The 18944-nt window shown below is 63.9% G+C and carries 20 protein-coding genes; 6 read left to right on the forward strand and 14 right to left on the reverse strand.

The features are described from left to right. The first annotated feature begins 141 nt into the window (after positions 1 to 141). Positions 142 to 1041 (forward strand): transglutaminase family protein, encoded by a 900-nt coding sequence (locus tag VF497_RS11970; RefSeq protein ID WP_330888977.1) that lies wholly within the window; start codon positions 142 to 144, stop codon positions 1039 to 1041. A gap of 42 nt (positions 1042 to 1083) precedes the next feature. After that, entirely contained in the window at positions 1084 to 2034 is a 951-nt protein-coding gene (locus VF497_RS11975) for a hypothetical protein (RefSeq protein WP_330888979.1), read from the forward strand. A gap of 110 nt (positions 2035 to 2144) precedes the next feature. On the opposite strand, the gene VF497_RS11980 is transcribed toward VF497_RS11975, so the two are convergent. From VF497_RS11980 to VF497_RS11990, 3 genes are all read right to left on the reverse strand, one after another. After that, positions 2145 to 3026 carry a glycoside hydrolase family 16 protein gene (locus tag VF497_RS11980; protein WP_330888981.1) on the reverse strand — a complete coding sequence of 294 codons (882 nt, stop codon included), beginning with the start codon at positions 3024 to 3026 and terminating at the stop codon, positions 2145 to 2147. Between the two features lie 207 nt (positions 3027 to 3233). Beyond that, positions 3234 to 3653 (reverse strand): RNA-binding S4 domain-containing protein, encoded by a 420-nt coding sequence (locus VF497_RS11985; RefSeq protein WP_330888983.1) that lies wholly within the window; start codon positions 3651 to 3653, stop codon positions 3234 to 3236. Continuing rightward, positions 3650 to 4591 (reverse strand): PHB depolymerase family esterase, encoded by a 942-nt coding sequence (locus tag VF497_RS11990; RefSeq protein WP_330888985.1) that lies wholly within the window; start codon positions 4589 to 4591, stop codon positions 3650 to 3652. The genes VF497_RS11985 and VF497_RS11990 overlap by 4 nt, the downstream gene beginning before the upstream one ends. Before the next feature lie 380 nt (positions 4592 to 4971). Here VF497_RS11990 and VF497_RS11995 point away from each other — a divergent pair, with 380 nt between their 5' ends. Together VF497_RS11995 and bla are read left to right on the forward strand one after the other, a co-directional pair. Further along, positions 4972 to 5991 carry an alpha/beta hydrolase gene (locus tag VF497_RS11995; protein ID WP_330888987.1) on the forward strand — a complete coding sequence of 340 codons (1020 nt, stop codon included), beginning with the start codon at positions 4972 to 4974 and terminating at the stop codon, positions 5989 to 5991. A 98-nt stretch (positions 5992 to 6089) separates the two neighbouring features. Beyond that, positions 6090 to 7004, forward strand: coding sequence for a subclass B3 metallo-beta-lactamase (bla, locus tag VF497_RS12000; RefSeq protein WP_330888989.1), 915 nt, complete (start codon positions 6090 to 6092; stop codon positions 7002 to 7004). A gap of 17 nt (positions 7005 to 7021) precedes the next feature. Here the strand turns inward: bla and VF497_RS12005 are convergent, their stop codons facing one another. From VF497_RS12005 to VF497_RS12020, 4 genes are all read right to left on the reverse strand, one after another. Further along, complete coding sequence (locus VF497_RS12005) at positions 7022 to 7765, reverse strand: peptidase (protein ID WP_330888991.1); 744 nt, start codon at positions 7763 to 7765, stop codon at positions 7022 to 7024. A gap of 101 nt (positions 7766 to 7866) precedes the next feature. After that, entirely contained in the window at positions 7867 to 8856 is a 990-nt protein-coding gene (locus tag VF497_RS12010) for an alpha-E domain-containing protein (RefSeq protein WP_330888993.1), read from the reverse strand. Between the two features lie 148 nt (positions 8857 to 9004). Then, a complete protein-coding gene (locus VF497_RS12015; protein ID WP_330888995.1) occupies positions 9005 to 10417 on the reverse strand; it encodes a circularly permuted type 2 ATP-grasp protein in 1413 nt (470 codons plus the stop codon). Between the two features lie 142 nt (positions 10418 to 10559). Further along, positions 10560 to 11219, reverse strand: coding sequence for a PadR family transcriptional regulator (locus VF497_RS12020; RefSeq protein ID WP_330888997.1), 660 nt, complete (start codon positions 11217 to 11219; stop codon positions 10560 to 10562). Between the two features lie 108 nt (positions 11220 to 11327). On the opposite strand from VF497_RS12020, the gene VF497_RS12025 reads away from it, so the two are divergent. Further along, the gene (locus VF497_RS12025; protein WP_330888999.1) at positions 11328 to 12752 is read left to right on the forward strand and encodes an MFS transporter; all 1425 of its coding nucleotides are present in this window, start codon (positions 11328 to 11330) and stop codon (positions 12750 to 12752) included. 6 nt (positions 12753 to 12758) lie between these two features. Here the strand turns inward: VF497_RS12025 and VF497_RS12030 are convergent, their stop codons facing one another. The 5 genes from VF497_RS12030 to VF497_RS12050 form a co-directional block, all read right to left on the reverse strand. Next, positions 12759 to 13400 (reverse strand): trimeric intracellular cation channel family protein, encoded by a 642-nt coding sequence (locus VF497_RS12030; protein WP_330889001.1) that lies wholly within the window; start codon positions 13398 to 13400, stop codon positions 12759 to 12761. Positions 13401 to 13509: 109 nt separating this feature from the next. Further along, positions 13510 to 13875, reverse strand: a complete 366-nt coding sequence (locus VF497_RS12035; RefSeq protein ID WP_330889003.1) for a hypothetical protein — start codon at positions 13873 to 13875, stop codon at positions 13510 to 13512. A 244-nt stretch (positions 13876 to 14119) separates the two neighbouring features. Next, on the reverse strand, positions 14120 to 14386 hold the full coding sequence (locus VF497_RS12040; protein WP_330889005.1) for a DksA/TraR family C4-type zinc finger protein: 267 nt from the start codon (positions 14384 to 14386) through the stop codon (positions 14120 to 14122). A 3-nt stretch (positions 14387 to 14389) separates the two neighbouring features. Then, positions 14390 to 14650: a DUF3297 family protein gene (locus VF497_RS12045; protein WP_330889007.1), complete on the reverse strand. Its 261-nt coding sequence runs from the start codon at positions 14648 to 14650 to the stop codon at positions 14390 to 14392. Between the two features lie 18 nt (positions 14651 to 14668). Next, positions 14669 to 16159, reverse strand: coding sequence for a wax ester/triacylglycerol synthase family O-acyltransferase (locus tag VF497_RS12050; protein ID WP_330889009.1), 1491 nt, complete (start codon positions 16157 to 16159; stop codon positions 14669 to 14671). Positions 16160 to 16284: 125 nt separating this feature from the next. Here VF497_RS12050 and VF497_RS12055 point away from each other — a divergent pair, with 125 nt between their 5' ends. Then, a complete protein-coding gene (locus tag VF497_RS12055; protein WP_330889011.1) occupies positions 16285 to 17436 on the forward strand; it encodes a cation:proton antiporter in 1152 nt (383 codons plus the stop codon). A gap of 8 nt (positions 17437 to 17444) precedes the next feature. Here VF497_RS12055 and VF497_RS12060 read toward each other — a convergent pair whose 3' ends face one another. Both VF497_RS12060 and VF497_RS12065 read right to left on the reverse strand, forming a co-directional pair. Beyond that, the gene (locus tag VF497_RS12060; protein ID WP_330889013.1) at positions 17445 to 18140 is read right to left on the reverse strand and encodes a GYF domain-containing protein; all 696 of its coding nucleotides are present in this window, start codon (positions 18138 to 18140) and stop codon (positions 17445 to 17447) included. Positions 18141 to 18168: 28 nt separating this feature from the next. Beyond that, a partial coding sequence (locus VF497_RS12065) for a DUF58 domain-containing protein (protein WP_330889015.1) occupies positions 18169 to 18944 on the reverse strand: 776 nt, incomplete at its 5' end.

Consider the following 18944-nt stretch of genomic DNA (forward strand, 5'->3'; position numbering starts at 1 on the left):
CGAAGACGGCCGCCGCGACGCCATCGCTGGCATCGCGGCGCTGCTCGCCGACATTGCCGCGCGCGCGCGCGCCGCCGCCGATGCGATCGCCTTCCATCATTTCGCCCACGTCGCCGCGGCAAGCCGCGCGACCCTGTCCACATGAGCGCGCGTTACACCGTCCACCACGAAACCGAATACCGCTACGACAGCGTCGTCTCGGTTTCGCACCAGGCGCTGCATCTGACCCCGCAGGCGCTGCCGCACCAGCGCTGCCACGGCCATCGCCTGCGCGTCGAACCGGCACCGACGCATCAGCTCGACGAGTTCGACGGCTTCGGCAATCCGCTCACGCGCCTCGAAATCGACACGCCGCACCGCGAACTGCTCGTCACCGCGGAAATGGACATCGAAGTCGACGCGCGCGACATAGCGTTCGACCTCGATGACTCGCCGCCGTGGGAAGACGCCGTCGCCGCCCTCGCCTACCGCGGCGGACACGTGCCGACGGCGGCCGCGCTCGACGCAAACCGCTACCGCTTCGAATCGCCCTACGTGCGCTGGGATGGCGATGTCAGAGAATTCGCATACGTAGACTTCGCGCCCGGCACGCCATTGCTGCGTGCCTGCGCGCTGCTGATGCAACGCATCCATCGCGAATTCCGTTTCGACGCGAACGCGACCCAGGTCGCCACGCCCGTTGCCGAAGTGCTCGAAAACCGCCACGGCGTCTGCCAGGACTTCGCCCACCTGATGATCGCCTGCCTGCGCTCGCTCGGCCTCGCAGCCCGCTACGTCTCGGGCTATCTGCTGACTACGCCGCCGCCCGGCCAGCCGCGCCTCGTCGGCGCCGACGCCTCGCATGCCTGGGTCTCCGTGCACTGCCCGCGCCACGGCTGGATCGACTTCGATCCAACCAACAACATGCGCCCCGGCGAAGGCCACATCACGCTTGCCTGGGGCCGCGACTTCGGCGACGTCTCGCCGCTGCGCGGCATCATCCTCGGCGGCGGCGCGCATGAACTCGATGTGCGCGTGACCGTGGTGCCGGTGGTGGAGTGAGTTGAATCGTTCAACGAGGGCGGCTCCCATATCACGTCGATCATGAGCAATTCTGCGATCCCAGATATCTACGGAACGATGTCGGTCGATAACAAAGTCGAGGGCAGTAGGAATTCACCTTCAGAAATTGCCAAAGCCTTAGATCAAACGTTTGCTTGGTTCAAGCACTACGGCATCGATTTGGCAAAGACACGATTCGGCTACTACAGGGATCTCTATAAGAAAATTAGTGAGGCTATGGAAGCGTCGGATGGAGCCCGCTGGCGCGCGCTCAATAAGCGAGAAGTATTCGCGACAGCTGCAGAAATCGTGAATTGCGTTGAAATTGCGACCCTTCCAGACAGCGTAGTCGGTGATCATGTCTCCAAATTGCGTCGGTATGCAACGGGAGAGCGATTCTACAGCCCATCGACTAATAGCTCTTACGATCAAGGCCGCGACATTGCGAGTGAGTTGCGGATAGCCGCTATGTTTGCTCGACAACGACTTACGGTCCAGCTCGAGGATCCAGCAGATGTTGTAGTCAAGCACAATGGAGAAGTTGTCTACATCGAGTGCAAGAGACCTAAGACCGTGCACGGACTAGCTCGTTGTTTGAAACGAGCATCAAATCAATTCTCTACGCATCGGCACAACGGACATGCGGGCATAGCTGTGGTTGCCCTGGATATGACGCTTGTCGTTAACCCCAACCTAGAAATCGTAGCCGCGAAAAACCAAGGGGATGCTGTGGAAACTGTCCAAAAATTGTTGGCTGACTTTACTCGCAACTTTGAACGCGATGTTTTGCGATATCAAAGAGATTTCAAGAAAGATGCCAGAATAGAAGCAGTGATGTTCTGGGGAACGGTTGTGTCCTTAACTGATGATCGAGCGATAGATGTTGCTACAGCAACACGACTACAACCTCAGGGGCCGCATGGTTCGCAGGCCTATGAGCGGTGTCGCAGGTTTCAATCACTCTTCACAATGGCCAATTTGCATCAGAAATGATAGCCAAGGGCAACCAAATATCTGGTCTCGCGCGCGAACATCGTCGTGTAAAGGCAGGCTCGCGCGCGTCCACCCCATCGCGCACGGGCCTGACAGGCTTGCCTTGTCGCCTACTCCGGCGCCACCGGTCGTAGCAGCGGGAACGGCTTTTTCGCGCCGTCGCGGCGCGTCCAGACGGCAACGTAGTCGACGACCATTGCATGCCCGGGTTCGGTATCGGGCGTCGGCGTGTGCACGCCGGCTTCGTTGCTGACGAAAAAACCGCCGATCGCGACATTGAGCAGCAGAAAGAATCCGGAATGAGAGGTCATTCCGTCCCAGGCCGCAGCCGGCAGTCGGCTCTGGCTGATCGAGTGAAATTCACGGCCGTCGAGATACCAGCGCAACTGTTCGGGCTGCTTGCTGCGATCCCATTCGAAACCGTAGGTGTGAAATGCGGCGCGGCATTCCAGCAGCGCACAATCGATGCGACCACTGATTCCGGAAGGCTCGTTGCACGGGCCGTTGGGGTAGACTCCACAATGCAGGGTACCCCACACGGTGTTTATTCCGTTGATGTTTTCGAGGATGTCGATTTCGCCGGCCTGCGGCCAATTGCGCACGGTACGAAACGAACTTCCCAGGGCCCAGAACGCCGGCCAGTAACCTTTTGCGGCAGCATCGAAAACGTCCGGCAGGCGAATTCGCGCTTCGATGCGCAATATGCCGCCAACAGGCGCGAGAAAGTCGTCGCGCGCGCTGAAGATGCGCGCGGAGGTCCACTCGCCGGCGGCATTACGCTGCGGCGTGATCCTCAAGTGCCCCTTGCCGTCCACACTCAGATTGGATGGATCCGCGGTATAGGCTTCGACCTCGCCCGTGCCCCAATTCCAACCTGAAGGCATGCCGGGCTCGCCGTGACCCAAAGCGACCTTCCAGTCGACGGGCGACGGCGGCGCTCCGGTCGTGCCGTTGAAGTCGTCGCCGAAACGCAAGGTCCAACCAGGCACCATAAGAACCGATCCGTGTTGCGCGGCGTGGGCGGCTGAAGTCGAGAACGACGCTTGCGCCATGATCAACAGAGATAGTCCAATCTGCCGCGCATTCCGATGCCAAAAACCCTCCATCCATCTCTCCCGACACCGCAACGGAGCGCTGCGCTCGCTACATTCTATACATCATGCCGGCTCCTCCATGGAAACCGTCCGGAATCCACGCTCTTACATCGCGTCGATATCGCCAAGCGCGATGATGAGACGCCGCGCACGCTTGTCCGGCTTGGTCGGCGGCTTGGCGTAGCCCGTGCGTTCGAGGCGACGGCGTTCGACTGCTTCCACGCGCGCATTGCGGCTGGCTTCGGTTTCGCGGTAGAGCGATTGCGCCTGCGCGGCGGGGCCGCGCTGGTCGCCGATCGCGACGACTTCGATCTCGAAGCGTTCTTCGCTGCGCACGATGTGGAGCCGGTCGCCGACATGCACCGCCTTCGACGGCTTGCCCGCAGCCTGGTTCACCTCCACCTTGCCGCCCTCGATGGCTTTTTTCGCCAGCGCGCGCGTCTTGAAGAAACGCGCGGCCCAGAGCCAAACGTCGAGGCGCACGCCGGGTGCGCTCGCTGCGGCAGCCAAAACATCAGTCTTCACAACTTGTCCTCCAATTCCACGCTGCGCGGTGCGGCGAGGCCGCCGTAGCGTTCGTCGAGACGCTGCAGGCGATCTTCCGCCTCGCGCTTGTTGCCCGCAGCGATCAGGGCTTCGATTTCGTGCAGTTGCGCATCGATGTCGCGCGTGCGCCGTTCGCGACACGCGGCCAACCCCGCGTCGATCGTGCGCGGCGCCGACAGATCCGTCAGCGCGCGATCGAGCGTCGCCGCATCGATCCAGTCGTGGCCGCGACCACGCATCTCCTCGGTGTGCAGATCAGTGATGCACAGGTCGCGCGCCGATTCGCGGCTGTGCGCGTCCCTTGCCAGGTTTTCATCGTCGCGGCTGCCGGTGGCGTAGACGAGACTCATGCCTTCCTCGAACTGGCGAAACAACTCGGGCTTCGGCGGCGGCAACACCGCCGTGCCGAACGAATCGCTGCCGGCGTTGAGCAGCGCGCCATGGAACACGTCGGGAAACGCCAGCGCGACACGCAAGGCGACGCGCGAGCCGCCGGACAGGCCGCTGACATAGGTGCGCGCGGGATCGACCGGATATGCCTTCGCCACGTTGGCGTAGCCGAGCATGGCCAGCGGAATGCGGCGCGAGTAGACATTCGCGGCATTGCCCGAGCCGGCCGCCGTCACGATGATCATTGCGTGTTTGTCCAATACGGGCAGCCACGCCTTGGGAATGCCCGCAGGGTCGAACGGTGAAATCCAAACGAGCAAGCCGAACTTGCCTGAAGCTGGTGTGTCGGGCACGTACACGGCGAAATGTTCGCGGGCTAGGTCGATGCTTTGCCCGTCCGTGCCCTGTCCCTTGCCGACGAGCTCTGCGTGCAGTCGGCGCGCGAGCAGCGGGCGAAAGAGGCGGTCGATCAATTCGGCGTTCGCGGCGAGTGGCGAATACTCGTGGAATACGACGTCTTTCTGCATCCCCGCCGGTGCCGCCGCAAAAGAAGAGGCGACCGGGTGGAGAACCCACATCGATGCGATCAGCATCCGCACGTACGTGCGGAGACAGCGGTGTGGAATGGGGACGAACTCGATGGACATCGCGACTCGTTCTTGCCTCGCGCAAATTATCGCTCGCGCAGGCCGCGGGAGGAATCGTCGCGTGCGTTCGATTCAGTTTGGCGCGTCTGCTCGCCGAGTGCCGCGCCGTTCGCACGGCAATAACTGCAACCTCTCGAGCAATTGCCGACTGCGCCTCGTTTTCCAAGCTGCGAAAATCGCGATTCAGCAATCAGCCATCCTGACGCCGCCCACGTTACTAGACTACGCCCTCCGCAATCCTGCCAAGGCACGAGGTGAACATGTCCGCTGTGCGTTCGATGGTCCGCTCGATATTCGCTTGTAGCCTGCTCCTCGTCGAAGCGGCAGTGGCCGCAGACGGCCAGCCGAAACCCGATCCCGCGCTCGACGTCTACGCCAAACCCGGCAAGCTCGTCGACGTCGGCGGCCGCCGCCTGAATCTGCGCTGCAGCGGCCACGGTGCGCCGACGGTGATGCTCGAAGCCGGAGCGACGGCCGATTCGATGGCCTGGTACAAGGTGCAACCGCAGCTGGCGAAATCCGTCACCGTCTGCGCCTACGATCGCGCTGGCCTGGGCTTCAGCGACGAAGGCCCGATGCCGCGCAACCTCGATGCGGAAGCAGACGATTTGCATGCCCTGATCGTCGCAGCGCAAATCAAGACGCCGCTGATCCTCGTCGGTCATTCGCGCGGCAGCAACATCGCGCGGCGCTATGCCGACAAACACGCAGAGGACCTGGCCGCGCTGGTCCTGCTCGATCCACCCGCGCAGCACATCGCCGAGTTTTCTCCCGCATGGGCCAAGGCCGACGACGAAGGGCGTCTCGGCGCGATGGGCGTCATGCGTCAATGCGCGAAGGCGGCCGAAAGCGGCCAGCTTGCCCAGCCGCCAGCCGAACTCGCCCGCTGCTTGCGCGGTCCCGATCCGCAGTTCAGCGCCGAGTTGAACGCCGCGCAGCGCAAGAACAAGTTGCGCCCCGCGTTCTGGCACACGCTGCTGTCGACCTACGAGACGAACTCGTTGTTCGACGACCCCGTATCGACCAGCGAACGCCATGGCGCTCTGCCGATCCTGATACTCGCGGCCGATTCCACTTACGCCGAGGTGCCGCCTGCCGAGCGCAAAGCTCTTGAAACGGCATGCGCGAAAACGAACAAGGCAATCGCCGCGACTTCGACGCGCAGCGAAATCATTCCGGTTGCCCATTCCTCGCACGAAGTCGCGCAGGATCGTCCCGACGCGGTCGTCGACGCAGTGCAAAAGGCGATCCACAAGGCGCAGCCTTCGCCCGCTCGATAACTCTTGCGTCGATCGCCATGCTTTTGCCACACGCGGCCCGCGCGGCGTCATGGCGGTCGAGCATACTGCGCTCCCCAATCGAACAAGGTAAGGAAGCGATGAAATTTTCACTGTGCCTGGCGCCGATGTTGGCTTTCGCGTTGTCGACCGCGCAGGCGACAGACGCGCAGGATCCTTTGACCCAGCCGATGCCCGGTAAACCGGAATGGACTCATGCCCATGCGCCAATTCGCATTTACGGCAACACTTATTATGTCGGCAGCGACGGTATCAGCGCTCTGCTCGTGGACACGGGAGCGGGTCTGGTCCTGCTCGACGTCGGCCTGCCGCAATCGGCGCCGCAAATCGAAGCGAACATTGCCAAGCTCGGTTTCAAGCTTGCCAACGTGAAGTACGTGCTCAACTCGCACGCGCATTTCGACCACGCCGGCGGCATTGCCGCGCTCGTACGCGACAGCGGCGCGACGGCGATCGCGAGCCCGTCGGGTGCGAAGGCGCTGCGCGAAGGCCATGTCGTCGCCGACGATCCGCAGGCGTCCGACGTCGCGAATGCCAGCTTCCCCGCGGCCGCGCGCGTGCGCGAGACCACCGACGGGGAAGTCGTGCATCTCGGCAACGCGGCGATCACAGCGCATTTCACCCCCGGACACACGCCGGGCAGCACGACGTGGACGTGGAAATCCTGCGAGAACGGCAAGTGTCTCGACGTGGTCTATTCCGACAGCATCTCGGCATTTGCTTCCGACGGATTCCACTTTCTTGCGGACGCGACGCACGGCGATCTCACTGAATCATTTCGCCAGAGCATCCACACGGTCGCTGGTCTTCCCTGCGATATCCTCGTCTCCACCCATCCAGACGCGTCGGGCGCCGACGAGCGCCTGGCGAAACTCGCCGTACAACGCGAGCCGAATCCGATGATCGACACGCAAGCCTGCCGCCGCTTCGCCGCGAACTACGAAAAGATGCTCGATGTGCGCATCGCCAAAGAAAAGGCCACGCAGGCGCGCTGAGCTCCGGGGCTTCGCGCTCAGGACTTGGGCGCGAATCCGTCCGGCACGGGAATGCTCGCGAATGCGCGCTTCAGGCCTTCGTTCCACAGCGTGCCGAGTTCGCGGAAATACGGATCGGTGTCCTCGATGCGGTGCTGCCCACTCGCGTCGAGGCTGTCGACCGGATAGACGAGCAGGTCGATCGGCAGGCCGACCGAGATGTTCGAGCGCATGGTCGAGTCGAACGAGACCAGGGTCAGCTTGATCGCGTCAGCGAGCGACAGGGCCGGCGAGATCACGCGGTCGATCACCGGCTTGCCGTACTTGATCTCGCCGTTTTGGAAAAACGGCGCCTCGCCCGAGCATTCGATGAAGTTGCCTTCGGCATAGATCAGGAACAGGCGCGGCGCCTCGCCGGCGATCTGGCCGCCGACGATGAAGCTTGCCGTGGAATCGATGTTCTGCGCACGCAGGTATTCGCCCTCGCGCTGGCGTACATCGCGCAGCGTGTTGCCGATCAGCTCCGCCGCGTCGTACAGAGACGTCACCGAGTAGATGTTCGGCGCGTCCGGCGTTTCCTTCGCCGCCCGCTCGATCTGGTTGATCGCGTTCTGCGTGATCGACAGGTTACCGGCCGACAGAGCGACGATGACGCGATCGCCCTTCTTCGCGAACACGTGCATCTTGTCGACGCGGGAGATGTTGTCGACGCCCGCGTTGGTGCGCGTGTCGGACGCGAACACCATGCCGGCATCGAGCTTCATGGCAACGCAATAGGTCATCGGACGGCGAATCGGGAAACGGGTCGCGAATTCTACCAGCGAGCGACCCAGCGCACCGCAAGCGTTCCTGGCGCAGGCCTGTATTTCGCGCGAGGCACCCGTCAGGCCTGACTCTGTTCCTGTACCTGCTCCACGATTTCCGGAGTCAGCAGGAAATGCCGATTGATCTGCTGCGCCAACGCGAACAGGCGCGTCATCACGCGCTGCAGCCACACTTCCATGCCCTGCGCGAGCACGTCGTCGATGCAGCCGAAGCGTGTTTCGGCCATCAGCGCGCCGGCCTGGCGCACGACCTCGTGGTTGCCCGGCCCGGCCAGTGCGACGAGGGTCTTGTGCACGACCTCGGTGCAGGTGGCGAGCGAGCGCGGCGAATCGTGGTTGAGGATCATCAGCTCGGCGACGCGCTCGGGCGAGATCGTCTCGCGATAATGACGGCGGTAGGTTTCCATCGCCGACAGCGCGTGCAGCAAGGCGCTCCACTGGTAGTAGCCCACCGCGGAGCGCGCATCGCCGGCTTCCTCGGTCGACGGCCCCGAGTACTTTACGTCCATCAGGCGCACGCCCCAGTCGGCGCGCTCGAGAAAGGTGCCGAGTTGCAGATAGTGATAGGCCGCATCACGCCCCATCGTGCCGACGGTCATGCCGCGGAACGAGGCCGAGCGCGTCTTCACCCATTCGACGAAACGCGGCACACCCTCGTCCTCGAAACGCTCGGCGCTGAGCTTGCGCATCTCCAGCCACGAGGTGTTGAGGTCCTCGTACATTTCCAGCGTGATCGCGCCGCGTTGCGCGCGCGCCGACTCGCGCGCGGCGCGAATGCACGAGTAGATCGACGACGGATTGGTCGCATCGAGGCACAGGTAGCGCAGCACCTTCTGCGCGACGATCGGGCCGTTGAGGCGCGAATACTCCTGCACGAGGCCGAGCGCGTCGAGCGCGCGCCGCCAGGTGCCGGCGTCGTGGCGCCACGGATCGAGGCGCTCAGGCAGCAGCGCGATGCGATGGGTCACGTCGATCAGGCGCGCGGTGTTCTCGGCGCGCTCGATGTGGCGCGAGGTCCAGTACAGGTCGTTGGCGGTTCTGCACAGCATGATCAAAGTGTCTCAGAAAATCGTCGCGAGCGAAGGCAGTTTGCGTTTCGCCGGAACGCAGGAAGCGGAGTGTACAAATCAGTACATGAGCATTCCGAGCACCGCCGGAACGCAAAATGCCGAGCGCAGCAGATTTTATGAGGCACTTTCAGCCCTCCAGAACCCAGGTGTCCTTGGTGCCGCCGCCCTGCGAGGAGTTGACGACAAGTGAGCCTTCGGCCAGCGCCACGCGCGTCAGGCCGCCGGGCACGATGTGGATCTCCTTGCCGCTGAGCACGTAGGGGCGGAAGTCCACGTGCCGCGGCGCAAGCCCGCTGGCCACATAGGTCGGGCATGATGACAGCGCGAGCGTCGGCTGGGCGATGTACTTGGCCGGCTCTTTGATGATGCGATCGCGGAACTCGGCGATCTGCACCTTGGTCGATGCCGGACCGACCAGCATGCCGTAGCCGCCGGCCCCATGGACTTCCTTCACCACCAGTTCGGGCAGATGGTCGAGCGCGTAGGCCAGATCGTCCGCGTCGCGCAATTTATACGTTTGCACATTGTATAAAATAGGCTCTTCGCCGAGGTAGAAGCGGATCATGTCGGGCACGTACGGATACACCGACTTGTCGTCGGCGATGCCCGCGCCGATCGCGTTTGCGAGCGTCACTCGCCCGGCCTTGTAGGCGGCGAAGATGCCCGGCACGCCGAGCATCGAGTCGGGGTTGAACACGGTCAGATCGAGGAAGTCGTCGTTGATGCGCCGATAGATCACGTGCACGCGCTGCCGGCCCTGCGTGGTGCGCATGTAGACGGTGTCGTCGCGCACGAACAGATCCTGGCCTTCGACGAGTTCGACGCCCATCTGCTGGGCGAGGAAGGCGTGCTCGAAATACGCCGAGTTGTGGAAGCCCGGCGTGAGCACGGCCACTGCCGGCTCGTCGACGCCTTCGGGCGCGACCGAGCGCAGCACGTCGTGCAAACGGTCGGGATAGTGCTCGACGGGCGCGACCGAATGCATGGCGAACAATTCGGGAAACAGGCGCATCATCATGCGCCGGTTCTCGATCATGTAGGACACGCCTGACGGCACGCGCAGGTTGTCTTCGAGCACGTAGTACTCGCCGGCGCCGGCGCGCACGATGTCGACGCCGGAGATGTGCGAGTAGATGCCGCCCGGCACGTCCATGCCGCGCATCACCGGCTTGTATTCGGCGTTGTTGAGGATCAGATCGCTCGGCACTTTGCCCGCAGCGAGGATTTCCTGGTCGTGGTAGACGTCGTGCAGGAACAGGTTCAGCGCCTTGACGCGCTGACGCAGGCCGGCGTCGAGCATCTTCCATTCGTCGCGCGGGATGATGCGCGGCACGATGTCGAACGGGATCAGGCGCTCGGCGCCTTCCTTCTCACCGTACACGGCGAAAGTGATGCCGACTCGGTGGAACAGCACTTCGGCTTCGCGTCGCTTCTGTTCGAGCCGTTCCTGCGGCGTGGCCTTCAGCCAGCGGTCGAAGCCACCATAGTGCGGCCGCGCCGCACCTCCCATATCGAGCATTTCGTCGTAGCTGACCGGCATGCGTTCGCCTGCTGTGCGTGGTAGCCGCGCGCCCCGCTTCGCAACATCCGAAAAGGAGCACGTCGGTTACCGCACTGCAACAAACTATTTGCCGTTCGTCAAGCGGCGCAACGCAAAACCCGCGAAGCGCGTGAGCGACCGCTTATTCGTCGCCGCGAACCTCGGCCGCCGCGCGCCTGAGTATCTCGGCGATGCGCTTGGCTTCCTTCGCCCCCGCGTGGCGCTTGTCGCGCAACGCGGCCTTGAGTTCGCGGCGTGCAAGCCACGCGTCGCGCCAGATACCGCCGCGCGGGTCTTCGTCGTCGCTGCCGGAGAAGATCTCGCGCACGCGACCCATCTTGGCGCCGATGCGCGCGAGCTGATCGAGCATCGCTTCCGCGCTCTCGCGATTCTCGTCCAGGTACTGGCGGCCCGTGTCAGTGATCGAATACAGCTTCTTCGCTCCTTCCGCGGCGACGCTGGCGTAACCGACCTCTTCGAGCCAGGTCAAGGCCGGATAAACCATGCCGGGGCTGGGCGTGTAGAAGCCGCCGGAGCGCTCCTCGAGCGCCTTGATCAGCTCGTAGCCGTGGCTGGGTTGTTCGGCGAGCAGCGCGAGCAGGACGAGCTGCAATTCGCCCGAGGCGAGCTTGCGCCCCATGCGGAAGCCGCCACCGCCCAAGCCGGGGCCACCGAAGAAGCCGCTGCCAAAGTGGCCGAAGCCGTGCCTGCCGCGCCCGCGGCCGATGCAGATCGCCTCGCCGACTTCTTCCGCGAAGCGATGCAGGCGATGCTGAAAACCGTGATGGGAATAGGTGTGCATGGATGTTTCCTTGATTATCGTCAGCTATATCTTACGATATATTTAAGCGATGTCAATGCCCCGCTCTCGAACCCACCGGGGCATCGGGTCGTGCGACAATGCGCTGCCATGGATTCTCCCAATCCACCCGCCGCCGACAGCGCCCGCAGCGAATCCGATCCCGCCCTCGACGCCAGCGCCAAGCGCAGCCTGCTCTGGCTGATCGCGTTCTCGTTCTTCATGCAGATGCTCGACTCGACAATCGTCAACACGGCGGCGCCGAGCATCGCCGCCGCGCTGGCCGTGTCGCCGCTGTCGATCAAGACCGCGTTGATCAGCTACACGCTGAGCCTCGCCGTGTTCATCCCCCTGAGCGCGTGGCTCGCCGACCGCTACGGCACCCGCAACGTCTTCTGGAGCGCGATCGCGATCTTCACCGCCAGCTCGCTCGCCTGTGGCCTCGCGCAGAATCTGACGATGCTCGTCGTCGCGCGGGTCGTGCAAGGCATTGGCGGCGCATTGATGATTCCGGTCGGGCGCCTCGCGATATTGCGCAGTTTCACCAAGGCCGAGTTCGTCGGCGCGATGGCGTTCGCGACGATCCCGGGACTGATCGGCCCCGCGATCGGCCCGTTCCTCGGCGGCGTGTTCTCGACCTGGCTGTCATGGCGCATGATCTTCTTCGTCAACCTGCCGTTCGGCCTCGCCGGACTGTGGATGGCGCGACGCTACATGCCCGACTACCGCGGCGCATCGAGCACGCCGCTCGATCTCGCCGGCTTCGTCTTGTTCGGCCTTGGCGTCGGCGGCGTGTCGTGGGCGCTCGAGCAGGTGATCGAGGCGCGCTATTCCGCAGCGCTGCTGACCGGCGTTCCGGCAATCACCCTGCTCGTCTTCTACGCCTGGCGCAGCCTGCGCATCGCCCACCCGATCGTCGACCTGCACCTGCTGCGCGTGCCGAGCTTTCGCATCGGCGTCAACGGCAGCTTCTCGACGCGGCTCGGCGTCGGCGGCATCTATTTCCTGCTGACCCTGCTGTTCCAGGTCGGCTTCGGCTATTCGCCGGTGATCGCCGGCCTGCTGCAGACGCCGCAGGCGATCGCGATGCTGTCGACGCGCTTCTTCGTCGCCTCGATCATCCGCCATCTCGGCTACCGGCGCGTGCTCGTCGTCAACACCGTGCTCGCCGGACTGATGATCCTGTCGTTTGCAACATTCGACGCGAACACACCGGTATGGCGGCTGTGCACGCAGGTGTTCCTGTTCGGCATGGTTATGTCGATCCAGTACACCGCGGTCAACACGCTCGGCTTCGTCGACCTCGCTCCCGCGCAGGCGAGCATGGGCTCATCGATGTCGAGCACGGCGCAAAACCTGTCGATCAGCTTCGGCGTCGCCTTCGGCTCGCTGCTGATGGCCTGCTTCCTGCCCGCGGGTGCCGTTGGCGGCGCGGCTTACGTCGCCGCGTTTCACACGACCGTGATCATTCTCGGCCTGGTCACGATGCTGTCGTCCATCGTGTTCTGGCGTGTGCCGCGTGCGGCCGCAGCATAAGCGCGGTCAGAGCCTGAACGTAGGCAACTGCCAGTCCCACACCACCGAGAGCAGGCGCAGCACGACCACGGCGACCAGGCCCATGCCCATCGCCCAGCGCCGCTCGATGCCCAACCGCTGCGCTGCTAGATAGAGCACGATCCCGGCAATCGCCGCCGTCGCGTAGATGTCCTTCTTCAGGATCATCGGCACGCTGCCGCCGAGCACGTCGCGCAGTACGCCGCCGGCGACGCCAGTCATCGTGCCCATCATGACAATGATGATCGGCGCGTGGCCCGTGCGTTCGGCGAGTTGCGCGCCGGTGATCGCGAACAGGGCAAGGCCGAGCGCATCGGCGATAAGCAGCGCATGCGCCGGCACCGGCAGGAAGCTCGTGTAGACGATGGTCGCGACCGCCGACGCGCAGATCACCCACGGATAGGTCGAATCGGCGACCCAGAAGATGGGCTGGCGGCCGAGCAGCAGGTCGCGCAAGGTACCTCCGCCGATCGCCGGCAGGGTCGCGAGCACGATCACGCCGAACCAGTCCAGGCCCGCGCGCCCGGCCGCAAGCGCGCCGGAAACCGCGAACACGGCGACGCCGGCGAGATCGAGTGCGTAGAGAATTTTCGCCGCGCTCCAGCGCGGCCTTCGTATGGTCGTGTTCAAGCGGATTCCCCCATGCGCGTGATCGTGATGCGAGCGCAAATCAAGTTGGGCAAATCCTATCGTCTACACCCTACGCTTTGCACTGGAAAACCACAGAAAGAATCTCCAGTCAGGTCACCTTGTCTGGAATGATGACGACGAAGGTGTCCGAACTCGGTGCGGCAATCATCGGTCGCGAAATCTCCGTAGCACCGCAAAAGATGGCGATCTTTTCCCGAACATGGGTTCCGGTGTATGACGCATTTCGAGACGCGCCTTCTTTGGTCAGAACTACCCGCCACATCCGAAAACCGGTGATTGGATCGGTCTTGTCGAACTCTATCGAAGAAATATCACGAGGCGTGATGAAGGGGCTTTCTCGGACGCGACCGTTTTCATCTACAGGCCGCACATACATCTCGCAATCTTTTGGCGGAGTTACAACTGCCGACTGCGATGTAGATGCGGCTAGCGCATATGCAAAAGACAGAAACATTCCCTTTTCTCCGTACCTGATTAGCGTTGAATCTCAGCGGGTTCTTCCCTTCTCCCACCGGGAGAAGGTGGCGCAAAGCGCCGGATGAGGGTTCGGGTTCGGATCGACGTTGATCTCATCGTGGACCCTCATCCGCCTGCCGGCACCTTCTCCCGATGGGAGAAGGATTCCTACGTTGCATTTTGCTTCAATCTGGCTGAGTTTCGACACTAATCAGGTCTCCGTAAAGTCTCCCTACGTGACCTCAGCGCAACTGGCTGTCCTTGCTTCCACGCCGGTTGTAGCCGCTGAAGGCCTTCTCTTCCTCATCGTGCGCGGATTGGCAGGCGACACACAGGCGCACGCCGGGCACGGCTTTGCGCCGCGCCTCGGGAATCTTCGCATCGCATTCCTCGCAGCGCTTCAGGCTCGGTCCCTTCGCCGCGCGGCTGCGCGCGCGCTTGACTGCGTCCGCGACCGTCGCGTCGATCTGGTCCTGCACGGCGCCGTCGCCGGCCCAACCCGTTGCCATCGCTTACTCCTGCACCGCCTGCTGTGCGGCATCGAGAAAATAAGGTTCCACCTTGCCGCTGAATTTCAAGGTCATCGGCCGGCCGCGACGGTCCAACGCGCGCGGCACGGCCATGCGTACCCAGCCTTCGCTGACGCAGTATTCCTCGACCGTGGTTTTTTCCTCGCCATTGAAGCGGATACCGATGCCCCGCTCGAGGACAGCCTCGTCGTAGAACTTGCTGCGCGGGTCGTTGGAAAGATGGTCGGGAGGCGTATCGCTCATGGAAATTCCAGGTGAAATTCAGACCGGCGAATTGTAGTGCGCCAGCGTCGCCTGCGCATCGGCAGCGGCGATGTCCTGCTCCCAGTCTTCCATCAGCGTGATCAGCGCGATCTTTTCGAATTCGGTGGCGAAGCGGCTCACGATCGCGCCGGGATCGGCGACGCGCTTGCCGTCGGTGATCAGGCCGAAGTAGACATGGCCGTGATAGGAAAGAATCGAGATGCCCATGCCGATCGAGCCGTTCTGCGGCACCCAGAACATCAACTCGCGCATTTCGCAGCCGGCCAGGTACAGCGGCATCTGCGGGCCCGGCACGTTGGTCGCGACCGCGGTCGCCTTGCGCGAAAACAATTCGAGTGCCAGGCGCTGGATCGCCGCGGGTGCCATGCCGACTGCAGACAACAAGCCGAACGTCAGCGCGGCCTGCTTGGATTTTTTCAACTCCTGCATGTTCGCGGCGACGCGTTCGAGCCTGCGCAGAGGATTCGCCTCGCCGATCGGCAGATCGAGAAACACGAGACCGAAGTGATTGCCGAGTTTCTTCGCGTGTTCGAGCGGGCGCAGGTTGACCGGCACCGTGGCGCGGATCGTCAGGCCATCGACATCTTCGCCGTGCTCGCGCAGATAGCTGCGCAGCGCGCCCGCGGCGCTCGCGAGCAACACGTCGTTGACCGTGCAGCCGAGCGCCTTACCGACGACCTTGACCTCTTCGAGCGGCAGCGGCTCGGCCCAGGCGACGCGCTTGGATTGGCCGAGTTCGCCCTTGAACGCGGTCGGCGGATCGTCGGACAAGGTCAGCGCAATCGCGAGTTCGCGCGCAATTTCGCCGCCCTCCTTGGCGATGAGCGCAGCAACCTCGGGATTGGCGAGCAGTTCGCCGCCCTTCTCCAGCGCCTTTTCGCCGAGTTCGAGCACCTTCGACAAACCCGCACTCGCCGGCTGCAGCAGCAGGCGCTGCAACACACCACCCTGATCCTTCTTCAGCCAGACCTTGGCCAGCTCGGCATGTTTCTTTTCCGACGGACTCGCATCGGTCAGCGACAGCAGCACCTGCACCAGCGCCATGCCGTCGGCGTAGCAGTGATGGATGCGCGCGATCAGCACGCTGCCGGCGCGCTTGCCGTCGGGTGCGTAATTGTCGATCAGATGGAATTGCCACAGCGGCCGCGCGTGATTGAGCGGGCTGGAGGCGAGATCGCTGACGAATTCCTCGAGCGCGGATTTGTCGGCCTTGCCGGGCAGCGCGACGAGGCGCACGTGCCAATCGAGGTCGAGATCGCGATCGGTCTCCCAATATGCCGCGCTGACCGCATCGACCGCTTTCTGCTGGAAGCGCTTGTATGCAAGCCAGCGCTGCGCGATCAACGCCTTCAATTTGGCCAGCGCCATGCGCTCGGCGAAGATCATCACGCCGGTGATCATCATCAGATTGGTCGGACTTTCCATGCGCAGCCAGGCCGTGTCGACCTTGGACATGGCTTCCCGCGTCTTGCGCAGCGCTGCCGCCATCGTCTCTCCCCATTCGTTTTTGCTTGCGTCCGTGCCAGCGAGCTCAAAAAGCGGGCTTCCTGCCGGCACTCTTCAATAATATTCTCCGCCTAGCATCCGGCCTCGCCGGGGAAAAGGCAACCGCAATGCAACACGGCAACGACATCCTGCTCAGCCTGTTCGTCGTCTTCGTCGCCGCACAGGTCGGTGGCCGCGTCGCGCGTGCGATCCGGCTGCCCGGCGTGGTCGGCGAGATCGTCGCGGGCTGCGTGGTTGGCCCGTCGCTGCTCGGTTGGGTCGCGCCGTCCGAGCCACTCGAAGTCCTGTCCGAAATCGGCGTCGTGTTGTTGCTGTTTGCGGTCGGCCTGGAAACGCGCATCGACGAGATGCAGCGCGTCGGCCGCAGCGCATTCCTCGTCGGCCTGCTCGGCGTGATCGTTCCGTTCGTCTTCGGTTCGCTGTGGGCGCACGGCTCCGGCTACGACTGGGCGAAGTCGATGTTCATCGCCGCCGCTTTCGTCGCCACCTCCGCCGGCATCACCGCACGCGTGCTGCAGGAGCTCGGCGTGCTCCAGCGCGAAGAGTCGCGCGTGATCCTCGGCGCCGCCGTGATCGACGACATCCTCGCGATGCTGCTGCTCGGCATCGTCACCGCGCTGCAGGCCGGAGAAGACGTGCAGGTCGGCAAGCTCGCGATCGTGCTCGCCGAGGCGATCGGCTTCGTCGTCGTCATTGGTATCGTCGGCACGCGCCTCGCGCGCCGTTCGGCGCCCCGGCTCGATGCGCAGAGAATCGATCTGCTGCCCTATGCGCTCGCGCTCTGCCTCGGCCTCGCCTTCCTGTCCACGCAGTTCGGCCTCGCCGCGATCATCGGCGCGTTCCTCGCCGGCATGGTCGCCTCGGAAACGCCGCAGCGCGCGAAGCTCGAACACGACACGCAACCTCTGCTTGCGCTGATGACGCCGTTCTTCTTCGTGCTGACCGGCGCGAAGATCGAGCTCGCGCAGCTCGCATCCAACGACGCGTTGCTGACGCTTGCGTTGATCACCTTGATTGCACTCATCTCCAAGCTGATCGGCGGCGGCCTCGGCGCGCTCGCGCTCGGCAAGCGCTCCGCATTGATCGTCGGCGTCGGCATGATGCCGCGCGGCGAAGTCGGCGTGGTCATCGCCAGCCTCGGCCTCGCCGCCGGCGTGTTCTCGGCGCGCACCTATGCACTGATCGTGGCCATGTCGCTCATTACCTCGATCGTCACGCCGCCGTTGCTGGCGCTGCTGCTGAAGAACGACAAGTCCTGAGCGCGAATCTACCTCGACGTCAAATTCGATTGACGCAGTGCAAGCGGCAGATAGCGCTGCGGCAAGTCGCTGTCGTAGCGCCACTGCCCTTGCGCGTCCAGCGTCGCGCGCAGGCGCTTGCCGCCGATCGCGTTCGCACCGGTGCTGGCGAAAGTCACCTCGATGATGCACTCGCCATCCTTTTCACGCATATGCAGCGTTGCGACGACACGGTTGGCGTAGTCGCCGGGCTCGCCGAAGCCGTCATCGCCGGCGACCGGGCAACGATGCGCGCTGTCACGGAATTCGGCGACTTTGAGCTTATCCGTTTCGAGCTCGGCCATTGCGGCCGCGACGCGCGCGCGCAAGGTGTAGTCCTGGTATGCCGGCAGCGCGATCGCCGCGAGAATGCCCAGGAAGGCGATCAGGACGAAGAAGCCGACGACGAGTCCGATCACGAGCCCGCTGCGCGACGACGACGGCTTGGCGATCGTCGCCTTGCCCGCCGTTCGCGCCGCGGCGGCGAGTGGTGGCGGCGTTGCGATGTTGCCCAGGCCGAGTTCGGCGGCCACCTGCGCGATCGGCAGCCAGCCCGCGAGACCTTCGCGCCAGACCAAGGTCGTCGCGACGAGCTTGCCGCTGCGAAATGCCGTCGCCAGCCAGTCGGAATCGACCGGTCCGCATTGCTGGTTGCTGCTGTCGGCGTAGTACCAGTTCGTTGCCATAGCTGTCTCCCGTGAGTTTCCCCAGCCGCTACAACCGCGCGGCGCGCTTGATCGCCAGATAGTGCCCGACCAGCGCCGCCGGCAACTCGGCGCAGGTGACGTCGAGCAGATCCGGGCACTGCGCGCGCAGCAGGCTGTGCGTGCGCTGGCGCTGTTCGAGGTATTGCGCGGTTGCCACGACCGCGAGCGCGTCGTCAAAGTTCGTGACCTTGGCATCGCGCGTGCGATCGAGCACTTCCTCGCGCAAGGATGCGATGCAGACTAGATGGCGGCGCTGCAGCAGGCGCACTGCGCCGATCAGGTCCTCGGCATCCTCGTCGCGCACGTTGGTGACGAGGATGATCAGCGCGCGGCGCGGCTGGCGCGCGGCGAGCGCAGTGGCCGCGGCGAGATAGTCGGTCGCCTCGCCGTTCGCCTTGAGGTCGAACACGGTGTTGAGCAGATTGTCGACCGCGCCGAGTCCGCGCTGCGGCGCCATGTAGCGCGCCTCGCCGCCGGCGGCCATGAGCCCGACCGCATCACCCTGGCGCAGCGCAATGTAGGCGACCATCAGCGCCGCGTTGAGCACATGGTCGAAATGCGCGAGCGCACCGTCGCGCGCGAGCAAACGCCGCCCAGTGTCGATCAGCAGCAACACCTGCTGGTTCTTCTCGTCCTGGTAGTCGCGCGAGATCAATCTGAGTGCTCTGCGGGTGGCCTTCCAGTCGATCTGGCGCAGCGAATCGCCGGTGCGGTATTCGCGCAGCTGCTGGAATTCGGTGCCCTCGCCGCGGCGCCGTCTGAGATGCGCACCGACGACGCGCG

The sequence above is a fragment of the Rudaea sp. genome, from assembly GCF_036383415.1.
GTDB lineage: Bacteria > Pseudomonadota > Gammaproteobacteria > Xanthomonadales > Rhodanobacteraceae > Rudaea.